Raw genomic sequence first — 18027 nt, forward strand, 5'->3', positions numbered from 1 at the left:
AGCATGGATTCAGGGCTGGCCGTAGTCGCGTGCACCGAACAGGGCGGTGCCGATGCGGACCCAGGTCGCACCTTGGGCGATTGCGGCCTCAAGGTCATGGCTCATGCCCATCGACAGGGTGTCCAGGCCCAGGCCGAGTTGCGCTTGCAACTGGCGCAGGGTGGCAAAGGCGGCCTCTTGTTCGGCACGGTCTTCGGTCGGCTCCGGGATCGCCATCAGCCCGCGCAGGCGCAGGCCGGGGAGGGCGCTGACGGCCTGGGCCAGCGCCGGCAGGTCGGCGGGCGCGCAGCCGGACTTGCTGTCTTCACCGCTGACGTTCACCTGCAGGCAGATGTTCAGCGGCGGCAGATGGCCCGGGCGTTGCTCGGACAGGCGTTGGGCGATCTTCAGGCGGTCCACGGAATGTACCCAGTCGAAGTGCTCGGCGATGGCTTTGGTCTTGTTCGACTGAATGGGGCCGATGAAGTGCCAGATCAAGGGCAGGTCGGAAAGCGCCTGTTGTTTTGTCAGGGCTTCCTGAAGGTAGTTTTCGCCCACATCGCGCAGCCCGGCCGCAAAGGCCTCGCGAACGGCGCTGGCGGGCTTGGTCTTGCTGACCGCCAGCAACTGGACGCTGGCCGGGTCGCGCCCGGCGGCCTTGGCCGCGCTGTCGATACGGCTGGCAATGGCGGAAATGTTGTCTGCTAGGGTGGACATGGATCGTCGCCGGCGGCTGTGAGGTCTGCGGCATTCTACCTGCTTGATGGCCGTTGGGGAGTCTCATGGATGTGACCGACCTGCTGGCCCGGGCTGTGGCTGCGGGCGCCAGTGACCTGCACCTGGCCGCGGGCGAGCCACCGCTGTTGCGCCTGGATGGCGCGTTGCAACGCATGGCGCTGCCGGTGCTGACGTGCACGGCGCTGGAACAGGGAATGGCCGGCCTGCTCGATGAAGGGCTGCGGCGGCAGTGGCTGTGCGGTGATGAACTGGACCTGGCGCTGAGCCTGCCCGGCGTGGGGCGCCTGCGCTTGAACCTGTTCCGTCAGCGCAATGGCTTGGGCGCAAGCGTGCGGCTGATCCCGGCGCGGGTCCCCAGCCTCGACGAACTTGACCTGAACGATGTGTATCAAGCCGTTGCGCAGTGCCGGGATGGCCTGGTGCTGGTGGGTGGGCCGACGGGCAGCGGCAAGTCCAGCACCCTGGCGGCGCTGCTCGATCAGCTCAATCGCGAACGCGCGCTGCAGGTCATCACCCTTGAAGACCCCATCGAATTCATTCACAGCGGCCAGGGTTGCCTGGTCAATCAGCGGGAGATCGGTGTGCACAGCCGCGACTTCGCCCAAGGGCTGCGCAGTGCCTTGCGTCAGGACCCGGATGTGATCATGGTCGGTGAATTACGTGATCTGGAAAGTATCCGCCTGGCGTTGCGCGCAGCGGAAACCGGGCATCTGGTGCTGGCAACGGTGCACACCCGCTCGGCGGTGAACAGCATCGACCGGCTGGTGGAGGTGTTCGCGGCCGAGGAGAAGCCGCTGGTGCGCATGATGCTTGCCGAGTCGCTGCGCCTGGTGGTGGCTCAGGTGCTGCTAAGGCGGAAGGGGGGCGGCAGGGTGGCTGCAAGGGAGGTGTTGGTGGCTACACCAGCGGTGCGCAACTTGATTCGCGAGGGGCGTATGGCGCAGGTGCAGTCGTTGATGCAGGCGGGGGCGGCCTTGGGGATGCGCACGATGGAGGGGGCGTTGCAGGCGCTCAAGCACAAAGGGCTGGTCGACTAGCGCTGTTGCCTGCTCGAGCGAAATCGCGGGGGTAGTGCATTCCCCAGGATTGCACAGTACCTGTGGGAGCGGGTTTACCCGCGAAGATGGCACCTCGGCGCCTGGCACGGGCTCTGCCCGTGTTCGCGGGTGAACCCGCTCCCACAGGCAGAGTGCAACTGTTTGAATGGCGAGCAAGACAGTTACTCCCACGCCAGCTTTGCTGCTGGTCGTGGGGGCGGCGGCGCGCCGATGCGGCTTGCCCCGCGATTGACGGCTTAGCGCTTGGCCAGGGCCAGCGCCTGCTGGTCCTTGGGCAAAACGCGCTTGGCCACGACGTAATGCTTCTGCCAGTAAGGTTTCTCCAGGCTGTCGATGCTCACCCGTTTGCCGGTGCGCGGCGCGTGGATGAAGCGGTCGTTACCCAGGTAGATGGCCACATGATTGACCCGGCGGCTCTTGATGTTGAAGAAAATCAGGTCGCCCGGCTTGAGGTCACTCTTGGCCACCTTCACACCCTGGCCCTGGGCCATGGCATTGGAGGTGCGCGGCAGGTCGACATCAGCCACGTCGTTGAAGGCGTACTTGACCAGGCCGCTGCAGTCGAAACCCTTCTTCGGGCTGCTGCCGCCCCAGCGGTACGGCGTGCCGAGCACGTTCACGGCGCGGCTGAGCACTTCGCTGCTCTGCTTGGGCGACATGGCCACGGCCTGCAGCGCCTGGCGCTGGGTGGCGTTGCTCGGGCGGGCACTGAGGGTGGCCTTGCGGTACTGCACAGGTGCGCGTTTCACCGAGCTGTCGGCATTGCTCGTGTAACCGGTGAAACCGCTTGGAAGACGTTGCTCACGATTGGTGGCGTGGGCGGCCAGGGGTAATAAAAGGCAGAGGGTCAGCCATGTCTTGATGAAAGGCGGCATAGTTGATGCTCTTATAAGGTGTTGGCGCGCAACTTTATAACAGCTTTTTGATCAAATTCTGATCCGTTGGTCGATTGGCCACGTACCATATGTCGGGTCAACACGGAAAAGTCACATTTTCCGTTAGAAAATTTTCGGCTAACCCACGAGGGCTTCGAATGAATGGTTATCAACAGAGTGCGCCCGCGCACGACACCCACAGCAAGGTCCTCGGCTACCTGTTGTGGATTTTCGGCTTCACCGGCGCGCACCGTTTCTACTACGGCAAGCCGATTACCGGGACGATCTGGTTCTTCACCCTGGGGCTGCTGGGAATTGGCTGGCTGATCGACCTGTTCCTGATCCCGTCGATGGACCGCGAGGCGGATCTGCGGTTCGAGTCCGGCGGCGTGGACTACAACCTGGCGTGGATCTTCCTGACCTTCCTCGGGGTGTTCGGTGTGCACCGCCTGTATCAGGGCAAGTGGATCAGTGCACTGATCTACCTGTTCACCGGCGGCCTGTTCCTGCTGGGTGTGCTGTACGACTTCTGGACACTCAACAGCCAGGTTTCCCAGGTCAACGCCGAGCGTCGCCGGGTATGAAAAAAGGCCTTGTCGCGGTGAGCGGCAAGGCCTTTTTCATTACTGGCGCCGTTGCTGCAACAGCAGGTTGCTGAAGCCTGCCCCGGCCAGTTGCTTCTGCGCCACGGTGAGCTGTTCGCGGTTGCTGAATGGCCCGACCATCACGCGGTACCAGGTTTCTTCCTTCACCGTCCCCGATTCCACCTTGACCGCCTGGCCCAGCAGGATGATCTGCGCCCGAACCTTGTCGGCATCCGCCTGCTTGCGGAACGAGCCGGCCTGCAGGAAGAACTGAGTGGTCGGTGCCGGCTTGATCACCGGTGGTGCCGGCGGCGGCGTTTGCCCCAGCAGTGCGGCCTGGGCACGGGCGGTGTCGATTTTGGCCGCTTCCGCCGGAGTGACCGGCGTGGTTGGCACGGCCGGCACCGGCGGCGTCTTCTCGGGCACCGCTTCCGGCGGCACGATCACTTCCGACTCCGGCAGCAGGGTGTAGAAGTCGTACTTCGGCTTCACCGGTTGCTGCGGCGTGGGTGTGGTGGTCTTGCTCGCCTCGGCGACCTTCTCCGGCTTCTGCTGTTCGGGCTTGGTGCGCTTGATGTCGCCGCCACCCGGTTCGAGTTTCATCAGGAAGACGATGAAGGCGCCGACCGTCAGGCCGACCGCCAGCCACACCCAGCCTGGGATCGGCTGCTTGGCGGCGGGCTGGTGGCGGCTGGCGCCGCGCTTGGGCGCGGGCTTTTTCTTTGCTGCAGCCAAGTTACATACGCTCCAGGGTTTCCAGGCCGAGCAGCTCCAGGCCCTGCTTGAGGGTGCGGCCGGTCAGGGCTGCCAGGCGCAGACGGCTCTGCTGCTGCTCCGGGGTCTCGGCGCTGAGGATCGGGCAGTTCTCGTAGAAGCTGGAGAACAGGCCGGCGAGGTCGTACAGGTAGCTGCACAGGACGTGCGGGGTACCTTTGTCGGCGACGTTGTTGAGAATTTCGCCGAACTGCGCCAGGCGCGCGGCCAGGTCCTGCTCGTGGGCAGCCTGCAGCACGATCTTGCCGTCCACCTCGTCGAAGCCCTTGCCGAGCTTGCGGAACACGCCGGCCACACGGGTGTAGGCGTACAGCAGGTAGGGCGCGGTGTTGCCCTCGAAGTTGAGCATCAGCTCGAAGTTGAAGCTGTAGTCGCTGGTGCGGTGCTTGGACAGGTCGGCGTATTTCACCGCGCCGATACCTACCACTTCACCGATCTTGCGCAGCTCATCCTCGGCCAGGCCCGGGTTCTTCTCCTTGACCAGCGCATAGGCGCGCTCCTTGGCCTCGTTGAGCAGGTCGATCAGCTTGACGGTGCCGCCATCGCGGGTCTTGAACGGGCGGCCGTCGGCGCCGTTCATGGTGCCGAAGCCCATGTGCTCCATCTGCATCGGGTGGCCGACGAAGCCGGCGCGGCGGGCCACTTCGAACACCTGGTTGAAGTGCAGGGCCTGGCGCTGGTCGACGAAGTACAGGGCGCGATCAGCCTGAAGCTTGTTGCTGCGGTAGCGCACGGCGGCCAGGTCGGTGGTGGCGTACAGGTAGCCGCCGTCGGCCTTCTGCACGATCACCGGCAGCGGGTCGCCCTCGGCGTTCTTGAATTCGTCGAGGAACACGCACTGGGCGCCCTGGTTCTCCACCAGCAGGCCCTTGGCCTTGAGGTCGGCGACCACGTTCGCCAGGTCGTCGTTGTAGGCGCTCTCGCCCATCACGTCGGCCATGGTCAGCTTGACGTTGAGCAGTTCGTAGGTCTTCTGGCAGTGGGACAGCGAGATGTCCTTGAAGCGTGTCCACAGCGCCAGGCACTCGGGGTCGCCGGCCTGCAGCTTGACCACCAGGCCACGGGCGCGGGTGGCGAACTCTTCGGACTCGTCGAAGCGCTTCTTCGCCGCACGGTAGAAGTTCTCCAGGTCCGACAGCTCGTCGCTGGTGATCGGGTTTTCCTGCAGGTAGGCCATCAGCATGCCGAACTGGGTGCCCCAGTCGCCGACGTGGTTCTGGCGGATGACGTTGTCGCCGAGGAACTCCAGCACACGGGCGACGCTGTCGCCGATGATGGTCGAGCGCAGGTGGCCGACGTGCATCTCCTTGGCCAGGTTCGGCGCCGACATGTCGATCACGACTTTCTCGAGCGGGCCGGCCTTGCGCACGCCCAGGTGGTCGTCGGCCAGGGCGGCGTCGAGGCGGTTGGCCAGGGCTTCGGTGTTCTGGAAGAAGTTCAGGAAGCCGGGGCCGGCAATCTCGGCCTTGCTGATGTCGGCGCTGGCCGGCAGGGCTGCAATGATTTTTTCAGCCAGATCGCGCGGCTTCATGCCGGCCGGCTTGGCCAGCATCATGGCGATGTTGCTGGCGAAGTCGCCGTGGGTCTTGTCCCGGGCGTTTTCCACCTGGATCGCCGGCGTCAGCCCTTCAGGCAGCACACCGTCGGCGACGAGTTGGGTGAGGGCTTGCTGGATCAGCTGGCGAATGGTGTCTTTCATGGGGATCTCTTTTCGACCGCAAGCGCGGTGGGGCGCTTCGATGCGCAGGTGGAAAAACTGGGCATTATCCGTTGCCGGGGGCGGGTTGCCAACCTTTGGGCGGTTGCCAGGTGCTTTGGAGCACTGCCCAATCGCTGGCAAGCCAGCTCCCACAGGCACAGCGCAAACCCTGTGGGAGCTGGCTTGCCAGCGATTAGGGCGGTCGAATCAGTAGAGATCGACCGGGTCGACATCCAGCGACCAGCGCACTTGCCGCCCGGACGGCATCTGCTCCAACACTAGCAACCAGGCACTGATCAGTCGATGCAACTGAGCCCGGGCATTGGCCTGGAGCAATAGTTGCGCACGGAATCGTCCCGCCCGTCGCTCCATGGGCGCCGGCACCGGGCCCAGCAGCTCGATGCCATGCAGGCCCTGTTCGGCCAGCACGCGCTCGGCGGCGGCGCAGGCTTCGTCGAGGAAGCCTTCGGCCTGGCCGGGCTTGTGCGCATCGGCGCGTAGCAGGGCCAGGTGGGCAAACGGCGGCAGGCCGGCGGCGCGGCGTTCGCTCAGGGCCTGTTCGGCAAAGGCGAAGTAGCCCTGTTCGGTCAGTTGCACCAGCAACGGATGGTCGGCCAGGTGGGTCTGCACGATGACCTTGCCCGGCTCTTCGGCGCGTCCGGCGCGGCCCGCCACTTGCACGATCAGCTGGGCCATGCGCTCGCTGGCGCGGAAGTCGCCGGAGAACAGCCCGCCGTCGGCATCGAGGATCGCCACCAGGGTCACCCGCGGGAAGTGGTGCCCCTTGGCCAGCATCTGGGTGCCGACCAGGATGCTCGGCTGGCCGCGCTGGATGGTGGTGAACAGGTTATGCATGGCGTCCTTGCGCGAGGTGCTGTCGCGGTCCACGCGCAGGATCGGGTAGTCGGGGAACAGCACCTTCAGGCGTTCTTCGGCACGTTCGGTGCCGGCGCCTACCGGGCGCAGGTCGACGTGGGCGCATTGCGGGCACTGCAGCGGCAGGCGCTCGTCGTAACCGCAGTGGTGGCAGCGCAGCACGGCCGAGCGCTGGTGCACGGTCATGCGCGCGTCGCAGCGCGGGCATTCCGAAAGCCAGCCGCAGTCGTGGCACAGCAGGGTTGGGGCGAAGCCGCGGCGGTTTAGGAACACCAGCACCTGTTGGCCGGCTTCCAGGGTCTGGCGAATCGCTTGCTGCAGTGGGCCGCTGATGCCGCTGTCCAGTGGCAGGCTGCGCACGTCCAGGCGCAGGAAGCGCGGTGCGCGGGCACCGCCGGCGCGCTGGTTCATGCGCAGCAGGCCGTAGCGGCCGCTGTGGGCGTTGTGCAGGCTCTCCAGCGACGGGGTGGCCGAGCCCAGCAGGATCGGGATGTTCTCCTGGTGCGCGCGCACCACCGCCAGGTCGCGGGCGTGGTAGCGCAGGCCTTCCTGCTGTTTATAGGAGCCGTCGTGCTCCTCGTCGATGATGATCAGCCCTGGGTTCTTCATCGGCGTGAACAGCGCCGAACGGGTGCCGATGATGATGTCCGCCTCGCCATCGCGCGCCGCCAGCCAGGCGTCCAGGCGCTCGCGGTCGCCCACGGCCGAGTGCAGCAGGGCGATGCGTGCGTTGAAGCGTTGCTCGAAGCGCTGCAAGGTCTGTGGGCCGAGGTTGATCTCGGGGATCAGGATCAACGCCTGTTTGCCGGCCTCCAGGGTTTCGCGGATCAGTTGCAGGTAGACCTCGGTCTTGCCGCTGCCGGTGACGCCCGCCAGCAGGAACGCGTGGAAGGCGCCGAAGCCTGAGCGCACGGCCTCGAAGGCGGCGCGCTGTTCTTCGTTGAGCGGCAGCTCCGGCTGGGCCAGCCAGTGCTCGTGACGGGCGGCAGGCAGGTGGCGGCGAGTCTCAACCTCGACCAGGTCCTTGGCCAGCAGCAGGTCGAGGCTGTCCTTGTTCAGGCCGAGCTTGCTCAGCAGGCTGTGGGCCACGCCGTGTGGGTGCTGCGAAAGCGTCTTCAGGGCCTCGCGCTGGCGCGGCGCGCGGGCAATGCGTGGGTCTTCCAGGCGCGCCCCGGCGGCGACATGCCAGAAGCGCTCCTGCCGCACTTCGGCCGGCTCGCCCTGGCGCAACAGGGTGGGCAGCGCCCAGTTCAGGGTGTCGCCCAGGCTGTGCTGGTAGTACTGCGCTGTCCACAGGCACAGCTTGAACAGCGCCGGTGGCAGTGGCGAGACCGGGTCGAGCAAGGCACTGGCGGGTTTGAGCTTGTCCGCCGGCACTTCACTTTTGTCGGCCACCTCCACCAGCACGCCGATCATTTCCCGGCGGCCGAACGGCACGCGAATACGCATGCCGGGGGTCAGCGCCTGGCGCGCCATGCTTGCGGTGGCCCGGTAGTCGAACAGGCGACGCAGGGGCGAGGGCAGGGCAAGGCGCAGGATGACGTCGGACACGCGGAAGGTCTCTGGAGGGCGTTTCACAAATCAGGCGAGCCTAGCAGACGACGGTCGGTGCAAGCGACAACTTGCGCTGGCCCCGTGCTCTGGTATTATTCGCCGCCTAATTACGTGCGGTATTCAACAATAGGTGTTGGGTGGCGGCACGCAGCTCGAGGAAGTGACCATGAAAGCAGATATTCATCCGAACTACGAAGTAGTTGCAGTCACCTGCAGCTGCGGCAACAAGTTTGAAACCCGTTCGACCATGGGCAGCGTCCTGGCGATCGACGTTTGCAACCTGTGCCACCCGTTCTACACCGGTAAGCAGAAAGTCCTGGACACCGGTGGCCGCGTACAGAAGTTCGCCGACCGCTTCGGCATGTTCGGTGCCAAGAAGTAAGATGCGCATGGCGAAGCCTTCGGGGTTCGCACTGTTGCAGAAGAAGGCGTCCCTTGTGGGCGCCTTTTTTGTGGGCGCGATGTGGCATTTCCCGGCCCTGGCCTTCTGTCCGTTGCCTGACCGGCCGCAGCAGGTTGCGGTGCGCTACGTGGTCGATGGCGATACCGTTCGCCTGGTTGATGGCCGCAGTGTTCGCCTGATTGGCATCAATGCCCCGGAAGTCGCAGGTAAAGGGCGGCCCAGCGAGCCCTATGCCGAAGCGGCCAAGCGCCGCCTGCAGGCGTTGATCAAGGCCAGCGATGGCCGGGTCGGGCTGGTGCCTGGGGCTGAAAGCAAAGACAAGTACGGGCGCACCCTGGCGCATATCTACAGCCGTACTGGCCACAATCTGGAAGCACAACTGCTCAGCGAAGGCTTGGCCTACCGCATCGCATTTGCGCCCAACACACGCCTTGCCGGGTGTCAGCAGCAAGCTGAACAGGTCGCGCGCAAGGCGCGACTAGGGCTCTGGCGGCAATCGCCGGTGCTGCGTGCACGGGAGGTACGGCAATCCGGTTTTGCACTGATCAGCGGCAAAATCAATGGCATCGAGCGCAATCGCGGCGGTGTCTGGCTGGAGTTGGACAATAACCTGGTAGTGCGGATTCCCGCTCGTCTGCAGCGCAACTTCCCCGCCAGCTTCTTCGCTAACCTCAAGGGACGCCAGGTCGAGGTGCGGGGTTGGGTGCTGGACCGTTCCCGCAAGGGAGCGCTCAAGCCCGGGCAGCGACGCTGGGTGGTGCCATTGACCGATCCGAGTATGTTGCAGCCTGCTTCTGGCTAAATAGTTGTAGACATTTTGCTATTGGATTGTACACACTAGGCTTTCGCAAGCCCCGTGGGTTATAGCGTAAAGTCGTAGGCCAAAGGCCTTGACACTAGTGACCGGGCAGTCTTGTCGCCCCCCGGCACTTTGCGTATCCTCGGCGGTCCGTCAGAACAGTAAATAGCGGAATGCCCATCATGTCAGACCTGAAAACCGCCGCTCTCGAATACCACGCCCAGCCCCGTCCGGGGAAACTGAGCGTCGAGCTCTCCAAGCCTACCGCCACTGCCCGTGACCTCGCCCTGGCCTACAGCCCAGGCGTCGCCGAACCGGTGCGCGAGATTGGTCGTGATCCAGAGCTGGCCTACAAATACACCGGCAAGGGCAACCTGGTTGCGGTGATTTCCGACGGTACCGCGATCCTCGGTCTGGGTGACCTGGGCCCGCTGGCCTCGAAGCCGGTCATGGAAGGCAAGGGTGTTCTGTTCAAGCGTTTCGCCGGTATCGACGTGTTCGACATCGAAGTCGAATCGGAAAGCCCGCAGGCCTTCATCGACACCGTACGCCGCATCTCCATCACCTTCGGTGGCATCAACCTCGAGGACATCAAGGCACCTGAGTGCTTCGAGATCGAGCGCACCCTGATCGAACAGTGCGACATCCCGGTGTTCCACGATGACCAGCACGGCACCGCGATCGTTACCGCGGCCGGCATGATCAACGCCCTGGAAATCGCCGGTAAAAAGCTCGAAGAAGCCAAGATCGTCTGCCTGGGCGCCGGCGCTGCCGCCATCTCCTGCATGAAACTGCTGGTGAGCATGGGCGCCAAGGTCGAGAACATCTTCATGATCGACCGCAGCGGTGTGATCCACGCCGGCCGTGACGACCTGAACCAGTACAAGGCGCAGTTCGCCCACGCCACCGACAAGCGCACCCTGGCTGACGCGCTGGACGGTGCCGACGTGTTCGTTGGCCTGTCCGGCCCGAACCTGCTGAGCGCAGAAGGCCTGAAGTCGATGGCTGCCAACCCGATCGTGTTCGCTTGCTCGAACCCCGATCCAGAGATCTCCCCGGAGCTGGCTCACGCCACCCGCAGCGACGTGATCATGGCCACCGGTCGTTCCGACTACCCGAACCAGGTCAACAACGTACTGGGCTTCCCGTTCATCTTCCGCGGTGCCCTGGACGTTCGCGCCAAGCGCATCAACGAAGAAATGAAGATCGCTGCCGCCATCGCCCTGAAGGACCTGGCCAAGCTGCCGGTGCCCAAGGAAGTCTGCGACGCCTACGGCGTACAGGCACTGGAGTTCGGTCGTGAGTACATCATCCCGAAACCACTGGATGCACGCCTGATCACTGTCGTTTCTGATGCCGTGGCCAAGGCCGCCATCGAGTCCGGCGTGGCAACCCTGCCGTATCCGAAGCACTACCCGCTGAAGAGCGTGGATGACGTGTTCAACGGCTGATTCAGCCGTAGCGTCATGAAAAAGCCCCGGCTCGTGAGAGTCGGGGCTTTTTTGTTTGACGTTGTCCGGCTGGCACGGCCCCGTGTAGGAGCGGCCCTGGGCCTAATGCCAGTCAGTTAGTGCTTCATCGCCACTAATGGGGCTGCCTTGCAGCCCTTCGCGGGTAAACCCGCTCCCACAGGTACAGCGCTAGCTTGAGATTTTGCGCAATCATGTGGGAGCGGGTTTACCCGCGAAGGGTCGCGGAGCGACCCCAATTGGCTTAACTGACTGGCATCACCCCAGGGCCTGTGTTGTGCATCAGTAGGTACTGCTGGGGCCGCTTGGCGGCCCTTTCCGGCCAGTCCGGCGCCCCGGCAAGGCCGCTCCTACACTGGCGCTGTCTGTTAGAACAGATCCATCGGCGCCGCTTCATCCGCTGGCAGCGGGCTGCCAGGCGCTGCACCGTTGCCCAACTCATCCACCGATGGCGGCGAGTCCTCGGCCTTGAACAGCTCGAAGTAGGCATTTGGCGTGCTCGGGGTGGCGGCGCGGCCGCTGATCGGGTCGACCCGCAGGCTGAGAATGCCTTCCGGCTCGGCCGGGGTGTGTTCGGGTTTGCCCTTGAGCGCTGGGCCCATGAAGCCCATCCAGATCGGCAAGGCCACGGTGCCGCCGTACTCGCGGCGGCCGAGAGTTTCCGGTTGGTCGAAGCCTACCCACACGGTGGTGACGTAGTCGCCGTTGTAACCCGAGAACCACGCGTCCTTGGATTCGTTGGTGGTGCCGGTCTTGCCCGCCAGATCATTGCGGCCCAGGGCCAGGGCGCGGCGGCCGGTACCCCGCTTGATCACGTCCTGCAGCATGCTGGTGAGGATGTAGGTGGTGCGGCCATCGATGATGCGCTCGGCGACTGCCGGGGCTTGCGGTGCTGGCGCTACCTGGCCAAAGGCGGAAGGGGCCTCGCCCGGCATGGCGGTCACGCTGATCGGCTGTTCGGGTGCGGCGAGGCCAGCCTGGTCTTCGTTGCCTTGCGGCACGCGCGGCGGGTTGGCGGTGAACAGCGTTTCGCCGCTGCGGCTGTCGATGCGCTCGATCAGGTACGGGCTGATCTTGTAGCCGCCGTTGGCGAAGGTACTCCAGCCGGTGGCGATCTCCATCGGGGTCAGGGTGGCGGTGCCCAGCGCCAGCGACAGGTTGCGCGGCAGGTCCTGCTTGTTGAAGCCGAACTTGGCGATGTAGTCGATGGTGCGGTCCACGCCCATGGCCTGCAGCAGGCGGATCGACACCAGGTTGCGCGACTTGTACAGCGCCTCGCGCATGCGGATCGGGCCGAGGAAGGTGTTGGTGTCGTTCTTCGGCCGCCAGACCTTGTCCAGGTATTCGTCGACGAACACGATAGGCGCGTCGTTGACCAGGCTGGCGGCGGTGTAGCCACTGTCCAGCGCGGCGCTGTAGACGAACGGCTTGAAGCTCGAGCCCGGCTGGCGCTTGGCCTGCATGGCGCGGTTGTAGTTGCTCTGCTCGAAGGAGAAACCGCCGACCAGGGCGCGGATCGCGCCGTTATACGGGTCGAGGGTTACCAGTGCGCTCTGGGCGCCAGGCACCTGGCTGAACTTGAGCTTGCCGTGCTCCAGGCGCTGCAGGCGCACCAGGTCGCCTACCTGCGCAACATCCGCCGGCGATTGCGGCGTGCGGCCCTGGGCGTTGTTGTTGAGGTACGGGCGCGCCCACTTCATGGTGTCCCAGGCAACGTCCTCTTCCAGGCCGCTGCGGGTCATCACCTTCAGGCCGCTCTTCTCGACCTGGGTGACGATGGCCGGCTCCAGGCCACCAAGCGTGCGCTGTTTGCCGAGTTCCTGCAGCCAGGCGGCGCGGGTCTTGCCCGGGAAGCGCGCTTCGGGGCCGCGATAGCCGTGGCGTTCGTCGTACTCGGAGAGGCCGTTGAGCACAGCGCTGTTGGCCATCTGCTGCATGTCGCTAGGGACGGTGGTGTAGACGCGGAAGCCTTCCGTGTAGGCATCGCTGCCGTAGCGGCCGACCATTTCGGCGCGGGCCATTTCGGCGACGTACGGGGCATTCACCTCCGGTGTCGGCACGTGGTAGCTGGCGTTGAGGGGCTCGGCCAGGGCGGCCTGGTAGCTGGCGTCGTCGATCTTGCCAAGCTTGTACATACGCCCGAGGATCCAGTCGCGGCGTTCCTTGGCGCGCACCGGGTTGGCCAGCGGGTTGAAGCGTGACGGTGCCTTGGGCAGGCCGGCGATCATGGCCATCTGCGCCAGGCTGACGTCGCGGATCGACTTGCCGTAGTACACCTGCGCGGCGGCATCGATGCCGTAGGCGCGGTTACCCAGGTAGATCTTGTTGACGTACAGCTCGAGAATTTCGTCCTTGGTCAGCTCGCGTTCGATCTGCAGGGCCAGCAGGATTTCGTTGGTCTTGCGCGAGAAGCTGCGTTCGCTGCTGAGGAAGAAGTTCTTCGCCACCTGCATGGTGATGGTGCTGCCACCACTCTGGATGTGCCCGGATTTGACCAGCTGCGTGGCCGCGCGCATCAGGCTGCTGGGGTCGACGCCGTAGTGGTTGAGGAAATTATCGTCCTCGGCCGACAGCAATGCCTGAATGAACTGTGGGGGAATTTCCTGGAACTTGATTGGCGAGCGGCGCATCTCGCCGAATTCGGCAATCAGCTTTTCATCGCTGCTGTACACCCTCAGGGGGATTTGCAACTGGACGCTTCGCAGCGAATCGACCGACGGCAGGCTGGGGCTAAGATACAGAAACGCACCGCTCACACCGAGCACGAGCGCGCAGATGACTGCGACGAAAGACCACCAGAAGAACTTCAGCAGGCGTATCAAGGCTTTTGGGTGTCCAGGTTGAGGAGTGGAGGGCGCGGGGCCGGCGGACAGGAAAAACGCTGGGCATTATAAGCATTTTTCGCCCCTTCGGGTGACCGGCCGGGGTACTGCGATGACCGCCTGCGCTGCAATGGCGCGGGCTTTGCTGACAGGGAAGGAACAGCCATGCTTGGACGCTTTGGCAAGGACGCAGGTTCACTGCTGGGGGTGGAAATCGCCGTCGACTCCATACGAATGCTGCAAGTACGCGGTCAGCGGGGGCGTTGTCGGGTCGTGGGCTGGGCCCGGGAACGGATCGATCCGCCTTTGCACGGCCCCCACTTGCTCGAGGAGGAGGAGCGATTGGTGAGTGCTTTGCGCCAGGCCCATGGTCGCTGCGCCACACGCCAGCGCCAGGTTGCCCTGGCGTTGCCGGCGTCGCAGGTGATCTGCAAGGTCATGCGCTTGCCTGTCGTTGTGTCCGACGTCGACGCCGAGGTGCAGTTGCTTGACCAGGCCGACCAACTCTTCCCCTTTCCGTTGGATGACCTGGCCCTGGACTTTCAAGTGTTGGGGCCGTCCGCCGAGCACCCAGGGCACAACGATGTGCTGGTCGCCGCTTGCAGGCAAAGCCAGATCGACCCCCTTGAGCAATTGCTCGCCCAGGCAGGCCTGCAGGTGCAGGCCATGGAAGTCGACAGCATCGCCCTGCGCCGGGCCATGCCATCGGTGTCGCTAGGCGTGACTGTGCTTTTGCAATTGGAGAGGAACGAGGCCGTGTTGCATCGGTGGCAGGACAATCTGCTCCCACACCGCCAGCAGATCGCGCTGGCGTCGCCAGAACGGTGGCTCGAACCTGTCGAGCGCCTTTGCACGCAAGCCGGTATCGGTGAGGTGGTGTTGGTGGGCGGGGCCGCTGACGGAGATCGGGCTTGCGCATTGGGAGAGCGCCTGAAAGTGGCATGCAGAATGGCAGGCGATTCGGACTTTACGGGCCTGGCCAAGGGCTGTGAGGCCAAGGCGCTCGATGCCTCGATGGCCTTGGTGTGCGGCCTGGCGCTCGGTGGGCTGCAATGAAGTTGCGGCTAAATCTGATGCCGTGGCGTGAGCGGCGCAGGGCACGGGACGCGTATTGCTTTCGGGTGCTGGTGATCGCCGGCCTGGTACTGGCTTTACTGGGTGTGATGCTGCTCGATCACCTGGCGCGGTCGCGCCTGGCACGGCAGATCGACGCCGTCACCGCGCAACAAGACGAAGTGCAGCGTATCGATGCCATCGTGGCGCAGGTCGAGCAGTTGCGTGAGGCGCGCGTTGCCCTGTTGGCAGAGCAGGCGCAGTTGCTTGGGTTGCGGGCTCGCCAGGCGTCTCTGCCCGGCTTTTTTCTCGATTTGGAGCGTGCCCTGCCAGAGGGCGCCAGGCTAACTGAGCTCAAGGCGCTGGACGGGCAGTTGCGGCTGACCGGCCAGGCGGCCTCGCCTGCAGTCGTCGCCCGGTTCATGCGTGATCTGCAGGCAGCGCAGGGGCTACAGGACCTGCAACTGGTTCATCTGCGTAATCTCGAAACGGGCGATGAGTTTGTCTTGACGGCGCGCCTGGCGGTGCACGGCTCATGAGGCGCGCTTCTCTCGCTGACTGGCAGGCGATGCTGCAGCGCTCGGCAGCGCTCAGGGCTGTGCTGGTATTTGCACTGGCGGCGACAGTGGTGGCCGTGGGCTACCAGGTGCGCCTGCGCGAGCTGTATGAACATCATCAGGCGTACACCCTGCTTGGGCAGGAGCTCCAGGCGACGCTTGTGGCGAAGGAGGGGCAGGCTGGCGAGCTTGATCCGCAGCGCCAGGTGCTCCACGACGACGAGCAGCGCTTGTTCCGGGAGCGCTGGCGGTTGGCGGCAGGAGAGGGGGTGAGCGAGTTGCTCGACCAGTTGGCGGTTTCGGGGCACCAGCACGGCTTGCTGGTCGAGCGCCTCGATGTGCTGGAAGAGCGTCAGCAAGCCGGGTATCGCGTAATGCCTCTGGACATCAGCGTGGTGGGCCGTTACCCGGCGTTGCGAGCGTGGCTGGAGCAGTGGCTGCAGCAGGTGCGCCTGTTGAATGTGGCTCGGTTGGAGCTGCTCGCGGTGGATGAGCGTTCCGGGTTGGTCAGGGCGAAGCTGCAAGTGCATGCGTACGCCGCCGCGCAGAGCCTGGCGGTGCCGATTTCACTGGCAGATGAGCCCGCCCGGCAGGCGGTACCCACTCGCCACTTCGATCCGTTCCTGGCTTGGACATCCCAGGTTGCGCCCCGAGGGATTGGCCGCGTGCCGCTGGAGCAACTCGAGATGGTCGGCAGCCTTTCGCGGGCGGGGCAGCGCCATGCGCTGTTGCGTTCGGCAGGTCATCTGTACCGGGTCGCAGTGGGGGATCGGCTGGGGCGTGATGAAGGGGTCGTGGTGCGGATCGATGCCCATCAGGTCGAGGTGCACGAACGGCTGTACATTGCCGGTGGCTGGCAGGAGCGCTCCCGGTTTCTGGCACTCGGGAAGGGTGCCCATGGAGAGGTCAGGGATGAAGATGAAAGGGTGGTCGAGCGGGATTCTGATGCTCCTGCTGGGCTTGAAGCCGACGCTGGCGCCGGCGTTTGAGAACGAGCCTATTTCGCTGAACTTCCAGGACGTGGAAGTGCGCGCAGTGCTGCAGGTCATGGCCGACTACGTGGGGATCAACCTGGTGGCCAGTGATACGGTTCAGGGCCGCATCAGCCTGCGCCTTGACGATGTGCCGTGGCAGCAGGCGCTGGACCTGGTGCTGCGCAGCAAAGGGCTGGGGCGGCGCCAGGAGGGTAATGTGCTGCTGGTCGCGCCGGTTGCCGAGCTTGCCGAGCAGTCGCGCGACGCCCATTTGGAACAGGCGTTGGAGGCGCAACTGGAACCCTTGCAGCGCGAGCTGATTCCGGTCCATCACGCCCGGGCTGCGGAGCTGGCCGAGTTGCTACTGGCCAGCCTTGCCGATGACGGCATCCTGGCCGGGCGCGGCAGCCTCAGCGTGGATGCACGGACCAATACCCTGGTGCTGGCCCAGCCGCCAGAGCGGCTCGCCGAGCTGCGCAAGCTGGTGGCGCAGCTCGATGTGCCCGTGCGCCAGGTGATGATCGAGGCACGCATCGTCGAGGCCGGCGTCGATTACGAAAAGGCACTGGGTGTGCGCTGGGGAGGCCCCTTGTACGGGCAGAGCAGCCGGTTGGGCAGCGAGCTGTTCGTCGACCTGGGGGTGGATCGGGGTACGTCCGGGCTGGGTGTGGGCCTGCTGCGCAGTGACATCCTGCTGGACCTGGAGCTCAGTGCCATGGAAAAGAGCGGCAACGGCGAGATCATCTCGCAGCCCAAGGTGGTCACCGCCGACAAAGAGACCGCGCGCATCATCAAGGGTACCGAGGTGCCCTACCAGGAGACGACCAAGAGTGGTGCCACCTCCATCTCGTTCCGCGAGGCCTCGCTGTCGCTGGAAGTAACGCCGCAGATCACCCCGGATGGCCAGGTGGTGATGGAGGTACGGGTGACCAAGGATGAGCCGGATTTCGTCAATGCCCTGAACAATGTGCCGCCGATCCGCAAGAACGAGGTCAATGCCAAGGTGCGGGTGGCCGATGGCCAGACCATTGTGATTGGCGGCGTCTACTCGACGTCGCAGAACAATGTGGTCGACAAGGTGCCATTTTTCGGCGATCTGCCGTATGTTGGGCGGCTGTTTCGACGCGATGCATTACAAGAGAAAAAATCCGAGCTGCTGGTCTTCCTGACTCCGCGTATCATGAGTGACCAGGCGATTGCTGTGAGTCGTTGATTCTGTGCGAAATTTGATACTTGTAGGGCCCATGGGCGCTGGAAAGAGCACCATCGGGCGCCTGTTGGCCAAAGAGCTGCGCCTGCTGTTCAAAGATTCCGACAAGGAAATCGAACTGCGAACCGGCGCCAATATCCCGTGGATCTTCGACAAAGAAGGCGAGCCGGGCTTTCGTGATCGTGAGCAGGCGATGATCGCCGAGCTCTGCGAGCTCGATGGCGTGGTCCTGGCCACCGGTGGTGGCGCGGTGATGCGCGATGCCAACCGCGCCGCGCTGCATGCCGGAGGCCGGGTGATCTACCTGCATGCCTCGGTGGAGCAGCAGGTCGGGCGTACCGCCCGTGACCGCAACCGGCCGCTATTGCGCACCGCCAACCCGGAAGCCACGCTGCGCGCCCTGCTGGAGGCACGCGACCCGCTCTATCGCGAGATCGCCGACATCGTGGTGGAAACCGACGAGCGGCCACCGCGCATGGTGGTGCTCGATATTCTCGAGCGTTTGCATCAGTTGCCGCCCCGATAAGTCAGGACTATCCTCGGCCACCAACGCCGAGGCGGGGTTGAACGTCATCGCGCGGAGCCGCACAGCCGTCACCGCGC

General features: G+C 64.6%; 16 protein-coding genes. 10 read left to right on the forward strand and 6 right to left on the reverse strand.

What is annotated here, in order from left to right; translation table 11 throughout:
- Positions 1 to 9: 9 nt before the first annotated feature.
- Positions 10 to 696, reverse strand: a complete 687-nt coding sequence (locus tag ACQ4N9_RS04265) for a YggS family pyridoxal phosphate-dependent enzyme (protein ID WP_390968187.1) — start codon at positions 694 to 696, stop codon at positions 10 to 12.
- A gap of 65 nt (positions 697 to 761) precedes the next feature.
- Here ACQ4N9_RS04265 and ACQ4N9_RS04270 point away from each other — a divergent pair, with 65 nt between their 5' ends.
- On the forward strand, positions 762 to 1754 hold the full coding sequence (locus ACQ4N9_RS04270; RefSeq protein WP_390968188.1) for a type IV pilus twitching motility protein PilT: 993 nt from the start codon (positions 762 to 764) through the stop codon (positions 1752 to 1754).
- 257 nt (positions 1755 to 2011) lie between these two features.
- Here the strand turns inward: ACQ4N9_RS04270 and ACQ4N9_RS04275 are convergent, their stop codons facing one another.
- Positions 2012 to 2650 carry a C40 family peptidase gene (locus tag ACQ4N9_RS04275; RefSeq protein WP_110996003.1) on the reverse strand — a complete coding sequence of 213 codons (639 nt, stop codon included), beginning with the start codon at positions 2648 to 2650 and terminating at the stop codon, positions 2012 to 2014.
- 158 nt (positions 2651 to 2808) lie between these two features.
- Between ACQ4N9_RS04275 and ACQ4N9_RS04280 the strand changes: the two genes are divergently transcribed.
- Positions 2809 to 3234, forward strand: a complete 426-nt coding sequence (locus tag ACQ4N9_RS04280) for an NINE protein (RefSeq protein WP_258705290.1) — start codon at positions 2809 to 2811, stop codon at positions 3232 to 3234.
- Positions 3235 to 3273: 39 nt separating this feature from the next.
- Here the strand turns inward: ACQ4N9_RS04280 and ACQ4N9_RS04285 are convergent, their stop codons facing one another.
- The 3 genes from ACQ4N9_RS04285 to ACQ4N9_RS04295 form a co-directional block, all read right to left on the reverse strand.
- Positions 3274 to 3969, reverse strand: a complete 696-nt coding sequence (locus tag ACQ4N9_RS04285; RefSeq protein WP_232882974.1) for an SPOR domain-containing protein — start codon at positions 3967 to 3969, stop codon at positions 3274 to 3276.
- 1 nt (position 3970) lies between these two features.
- The gene (gene argS / locus ACQ4N9_RS04290; protein WP_390968189.1) at positions 3971 to 5707 is read right to left on the reverse strand and encodes an arginine--tRNA ligase; all 1737 of its coding nucleotides are present in this window, start codon (positions 5705 to 5707) and stop codon (positions 3971 to 3973) included.
- Positions 5708 to 5914: 207 nt separating this feature from the next.
- A complete protein-coding gene (locus ACQ4N9_RS04295) occupies positions 5915 to 8134 on the reverse strand; it encodes a primosomal protein N' (RefSeq protein ID WP_390968190.1) in 2220 nt (739 codons plus the stop codon).
- A gap of 169 nt (positions 8135 to 8303) precedes the next feature.
- Between ACQ4N9_RS04295 and rpmE the strand changes: the two genes are divergently transcribed.
- From rpmE to ACQ4N9_RS04310, 3 genes are all read left to right on the forward strand, one after another.
- Positions 8304 to 8519: a 50S ribosomal protein L31 gene (gene rpmE / locus ACQ4N9_RS04300; RefSeq protein ID WP_031315083.1), complete on the forward strand. Its 216-nt coding sequence runs from the start codon at positions 8304 to 8306 to the stop codon at positions 8517 to 8519.
- Between the two features lies 1 nt (position 8520).
- Complete coding sequence (locus ACQ4N9_RS04305; protein WP_390968191.1) at positions 8521 to 9342, forward strand: thermonuclease family protein; 822 nt, start codon at positions 8521 to 8523, stop codon at positions 9340 to 9342.
- Between the two features lie 179 nt (positions 9343 to 9521).
- Positions 9522 to 10790, forward strand: a complete 1269-nt coding sequence (locus ACQ4N9_RS04310) for a malic enzyme-like NAD(P)-binding protein (protein ID WP_390968192.1) — start codon at positions 9522 to 9524, stop codon at positions 10788 to 10790.
- Positions 10791 to 11176: 386 nt separating this feature from the next.
- Here ACQ4N9_RS04310 and ACQ4N9_RS04315 read toward each other — a convergent pair whose 3' ends face one another.
- Complete coding sequence (locus tag ACQ4N9_RS04315) at positions 11177 to 13627, reverse strand: penicillin-binding protein 1A (RefSeq protein ID WP_390968245.1); 2451 nt, start codon at positions 13625 to 13627, stop codon at positions 11177 to 11179.
- Between the two features lie 168 nt (positions 13628 to 13795).
- Between ACQ4N9_RS04315 and pilM the strand changes: the two genes are divergently transcribed.
- Genes pilM through aroK form a run of 5 tightly spaced genes read left to right on the forward strand, consistent with a single transcriptional unit; the run spans position 13796 to position 17950 of the window.
- The gene (gene pilM, locus ACQ4N9_RS04320) at positions 13796 to 14686 is read left to right on the forward strand and encodes a type IV pilus biogenesis protein PilM (protein ID WP_390968193.1); all 891 of its coding nucleotides are present in this window, start codon (positions 13796 to 13798) and stop codon (positions 14684 to 14686) included.
- Positions 14683 to 15222 carry a PilN domain-containing protein gene (locus ACQ4N9_RS04325; RefSeq protein ID WP_390968194.1) on the forward strand — a complete coding sequence of 180 codons (540 nt, stop codon included), beginning with the start codon at positions 14683 to 14685 and terminating at the stop codon, positions 15220 to 15222. The genes pilM and ACQ4N9_RS04325 overlap by 4 nt, the downstream gene beginning before the upstream one ends.
- The gene (locus ACQ4N9_RS04330) at positions 15219 to 16229 is read left to right on the forward strand and encodes a pilus assembly protein PilP (RefSeq protein ID WP_390968195.1); all 1011 of its coding nucleotides are present in this window, start codon (positions 15219 to 15221) and stop codon (positions 16227 to 16229) included. The genes ACQ4N9_RS04325 and ACQ4N9_RS04330 overlap by 4 nt, the downstream gene beginning before the upstream one ends.
- Positions 16186 to 17427, forward strand: coding sequence for a type IV pilus secretin PilQ (locus ACQ4N9_RS04335; RefSeq protein ID WP_390968247.1), 1242 nt, complete (start codon positions 16186 to 16188; stop codon positions 17425 to 17427). Before ACQ4N9_RS04330 ends, ACQ4N9_RS04335 begins: the two co-directional genes overlap by 44 nt.
- 4 nt (positions 17428 to 17431) lie before the next feature.
- The gene (gene aroK, locus ACQ4N9_RS04340) at positions 17432 to 17950 is read left to right on the forward strand and encodes a shikimate kinase AroK (RefSeq protein ID WP_110996384.1); all 519 of its coding nucleotides are present in this window, start codon (positions 17432 to 17434) and stop codon (positions 17948 to 17950) included.
- Positions 17951 to 18027 lie beyond the last annotated feature (77 nt).

The organism is Pseudomonas sp. ES1, from assembly GCF_050586605.1.
In the GTDB taxonomy this organism is placed as follows: Bacteria; Pseudomonadota; Gammaproteobacteria; order Pseudomonadales; family Pseudomonadaceae; genus Aquipseudomonas; species Aquipseudomonas sichuanensis.

Coding starts and splice junctions, on each gene's coding strand:
- ACQ4N9_RS04265 (WP_390968187.1), bottom strand. CDS start 696: ATGTCCACCCTAGCAGACAACATTTCCGCCATTGCCAGCCGTATCGAC.
- ACQ4N9_RS04270 (WP_390968188.1), top strand. CDS start 762: ATGGATGTGACCGACCTGCTGGCCCGGGCTGTGGCTGCGGGCGCCAGT.
- ACQ4N9_RS04275 (WP_110996003.1), bottom strand. CDS start 2,650: ATGCCGCCTTTCATCAAGACATGGCTGACCCTCTGCCTTTTATTACCC.
- ACQ4N9_RS04280 (WP_258705290.1), top strand. CDS start 2,809: ATGAATGGTTATCAACAGAGTGCGCCCGCGCACGACACCCACAGCAAG.
- argS (WP_390968189.1), bottom strand. CDS start 5,707: ATGAAAGACACCATTCGCCAGCTGATCCAGCAAGCCCTCACCCAACTC.
- rpmE (WP_031315083.1), top strand. CDS start 8,304: ATGAAAGCAGATATTCATCCGAACTACGAAGTAGTTGCAGTCACCTGC.
- ACQ4N9_RS04305 (WP_390968191.1), top strand. CDS start 8,521: ATGCGCATGGCGAAGCCTTCGGGGTTCGCACTGTTGCAGAAGAAGGCG.
- ACQ4N9_RS04310 (WP_390968192.1), top strand. CDS start 9,522: ATGTCAGACCTGAAAACCGCCGCTCTCGAATACCACGCCCAGCCCCGT.
- pilM (WP_390968193.1), top strand. CDS start 13,796: ATGCTTGGACGCTTTGGCAAGGACGCAGGTTCACTGCTGGGGGTGGAA.
- ACQ4N9_RS04325 (WP_390968194.1), top strand. CDS start 14,683: ATGAAGTTGCGGCTAAATCTGATGCCGTGGCGTGAGCGGCGCAGGGCA.
- ACQ4N9_RS04330 (WP_390968195.1), top strand. CDS start 15,219: ATGAGGCGCGCTTCTCTCGCTGACTGGCAGGCGATGCTGCAGCGCTCG.
- ACQ4N9_RS04335 (WP_390968247.1), top strand. CDS start 16,186: ATGCTCCTGCTGGGCTTGAAGCCGACGCTGGCGCCGGCGTTTGAGAAC.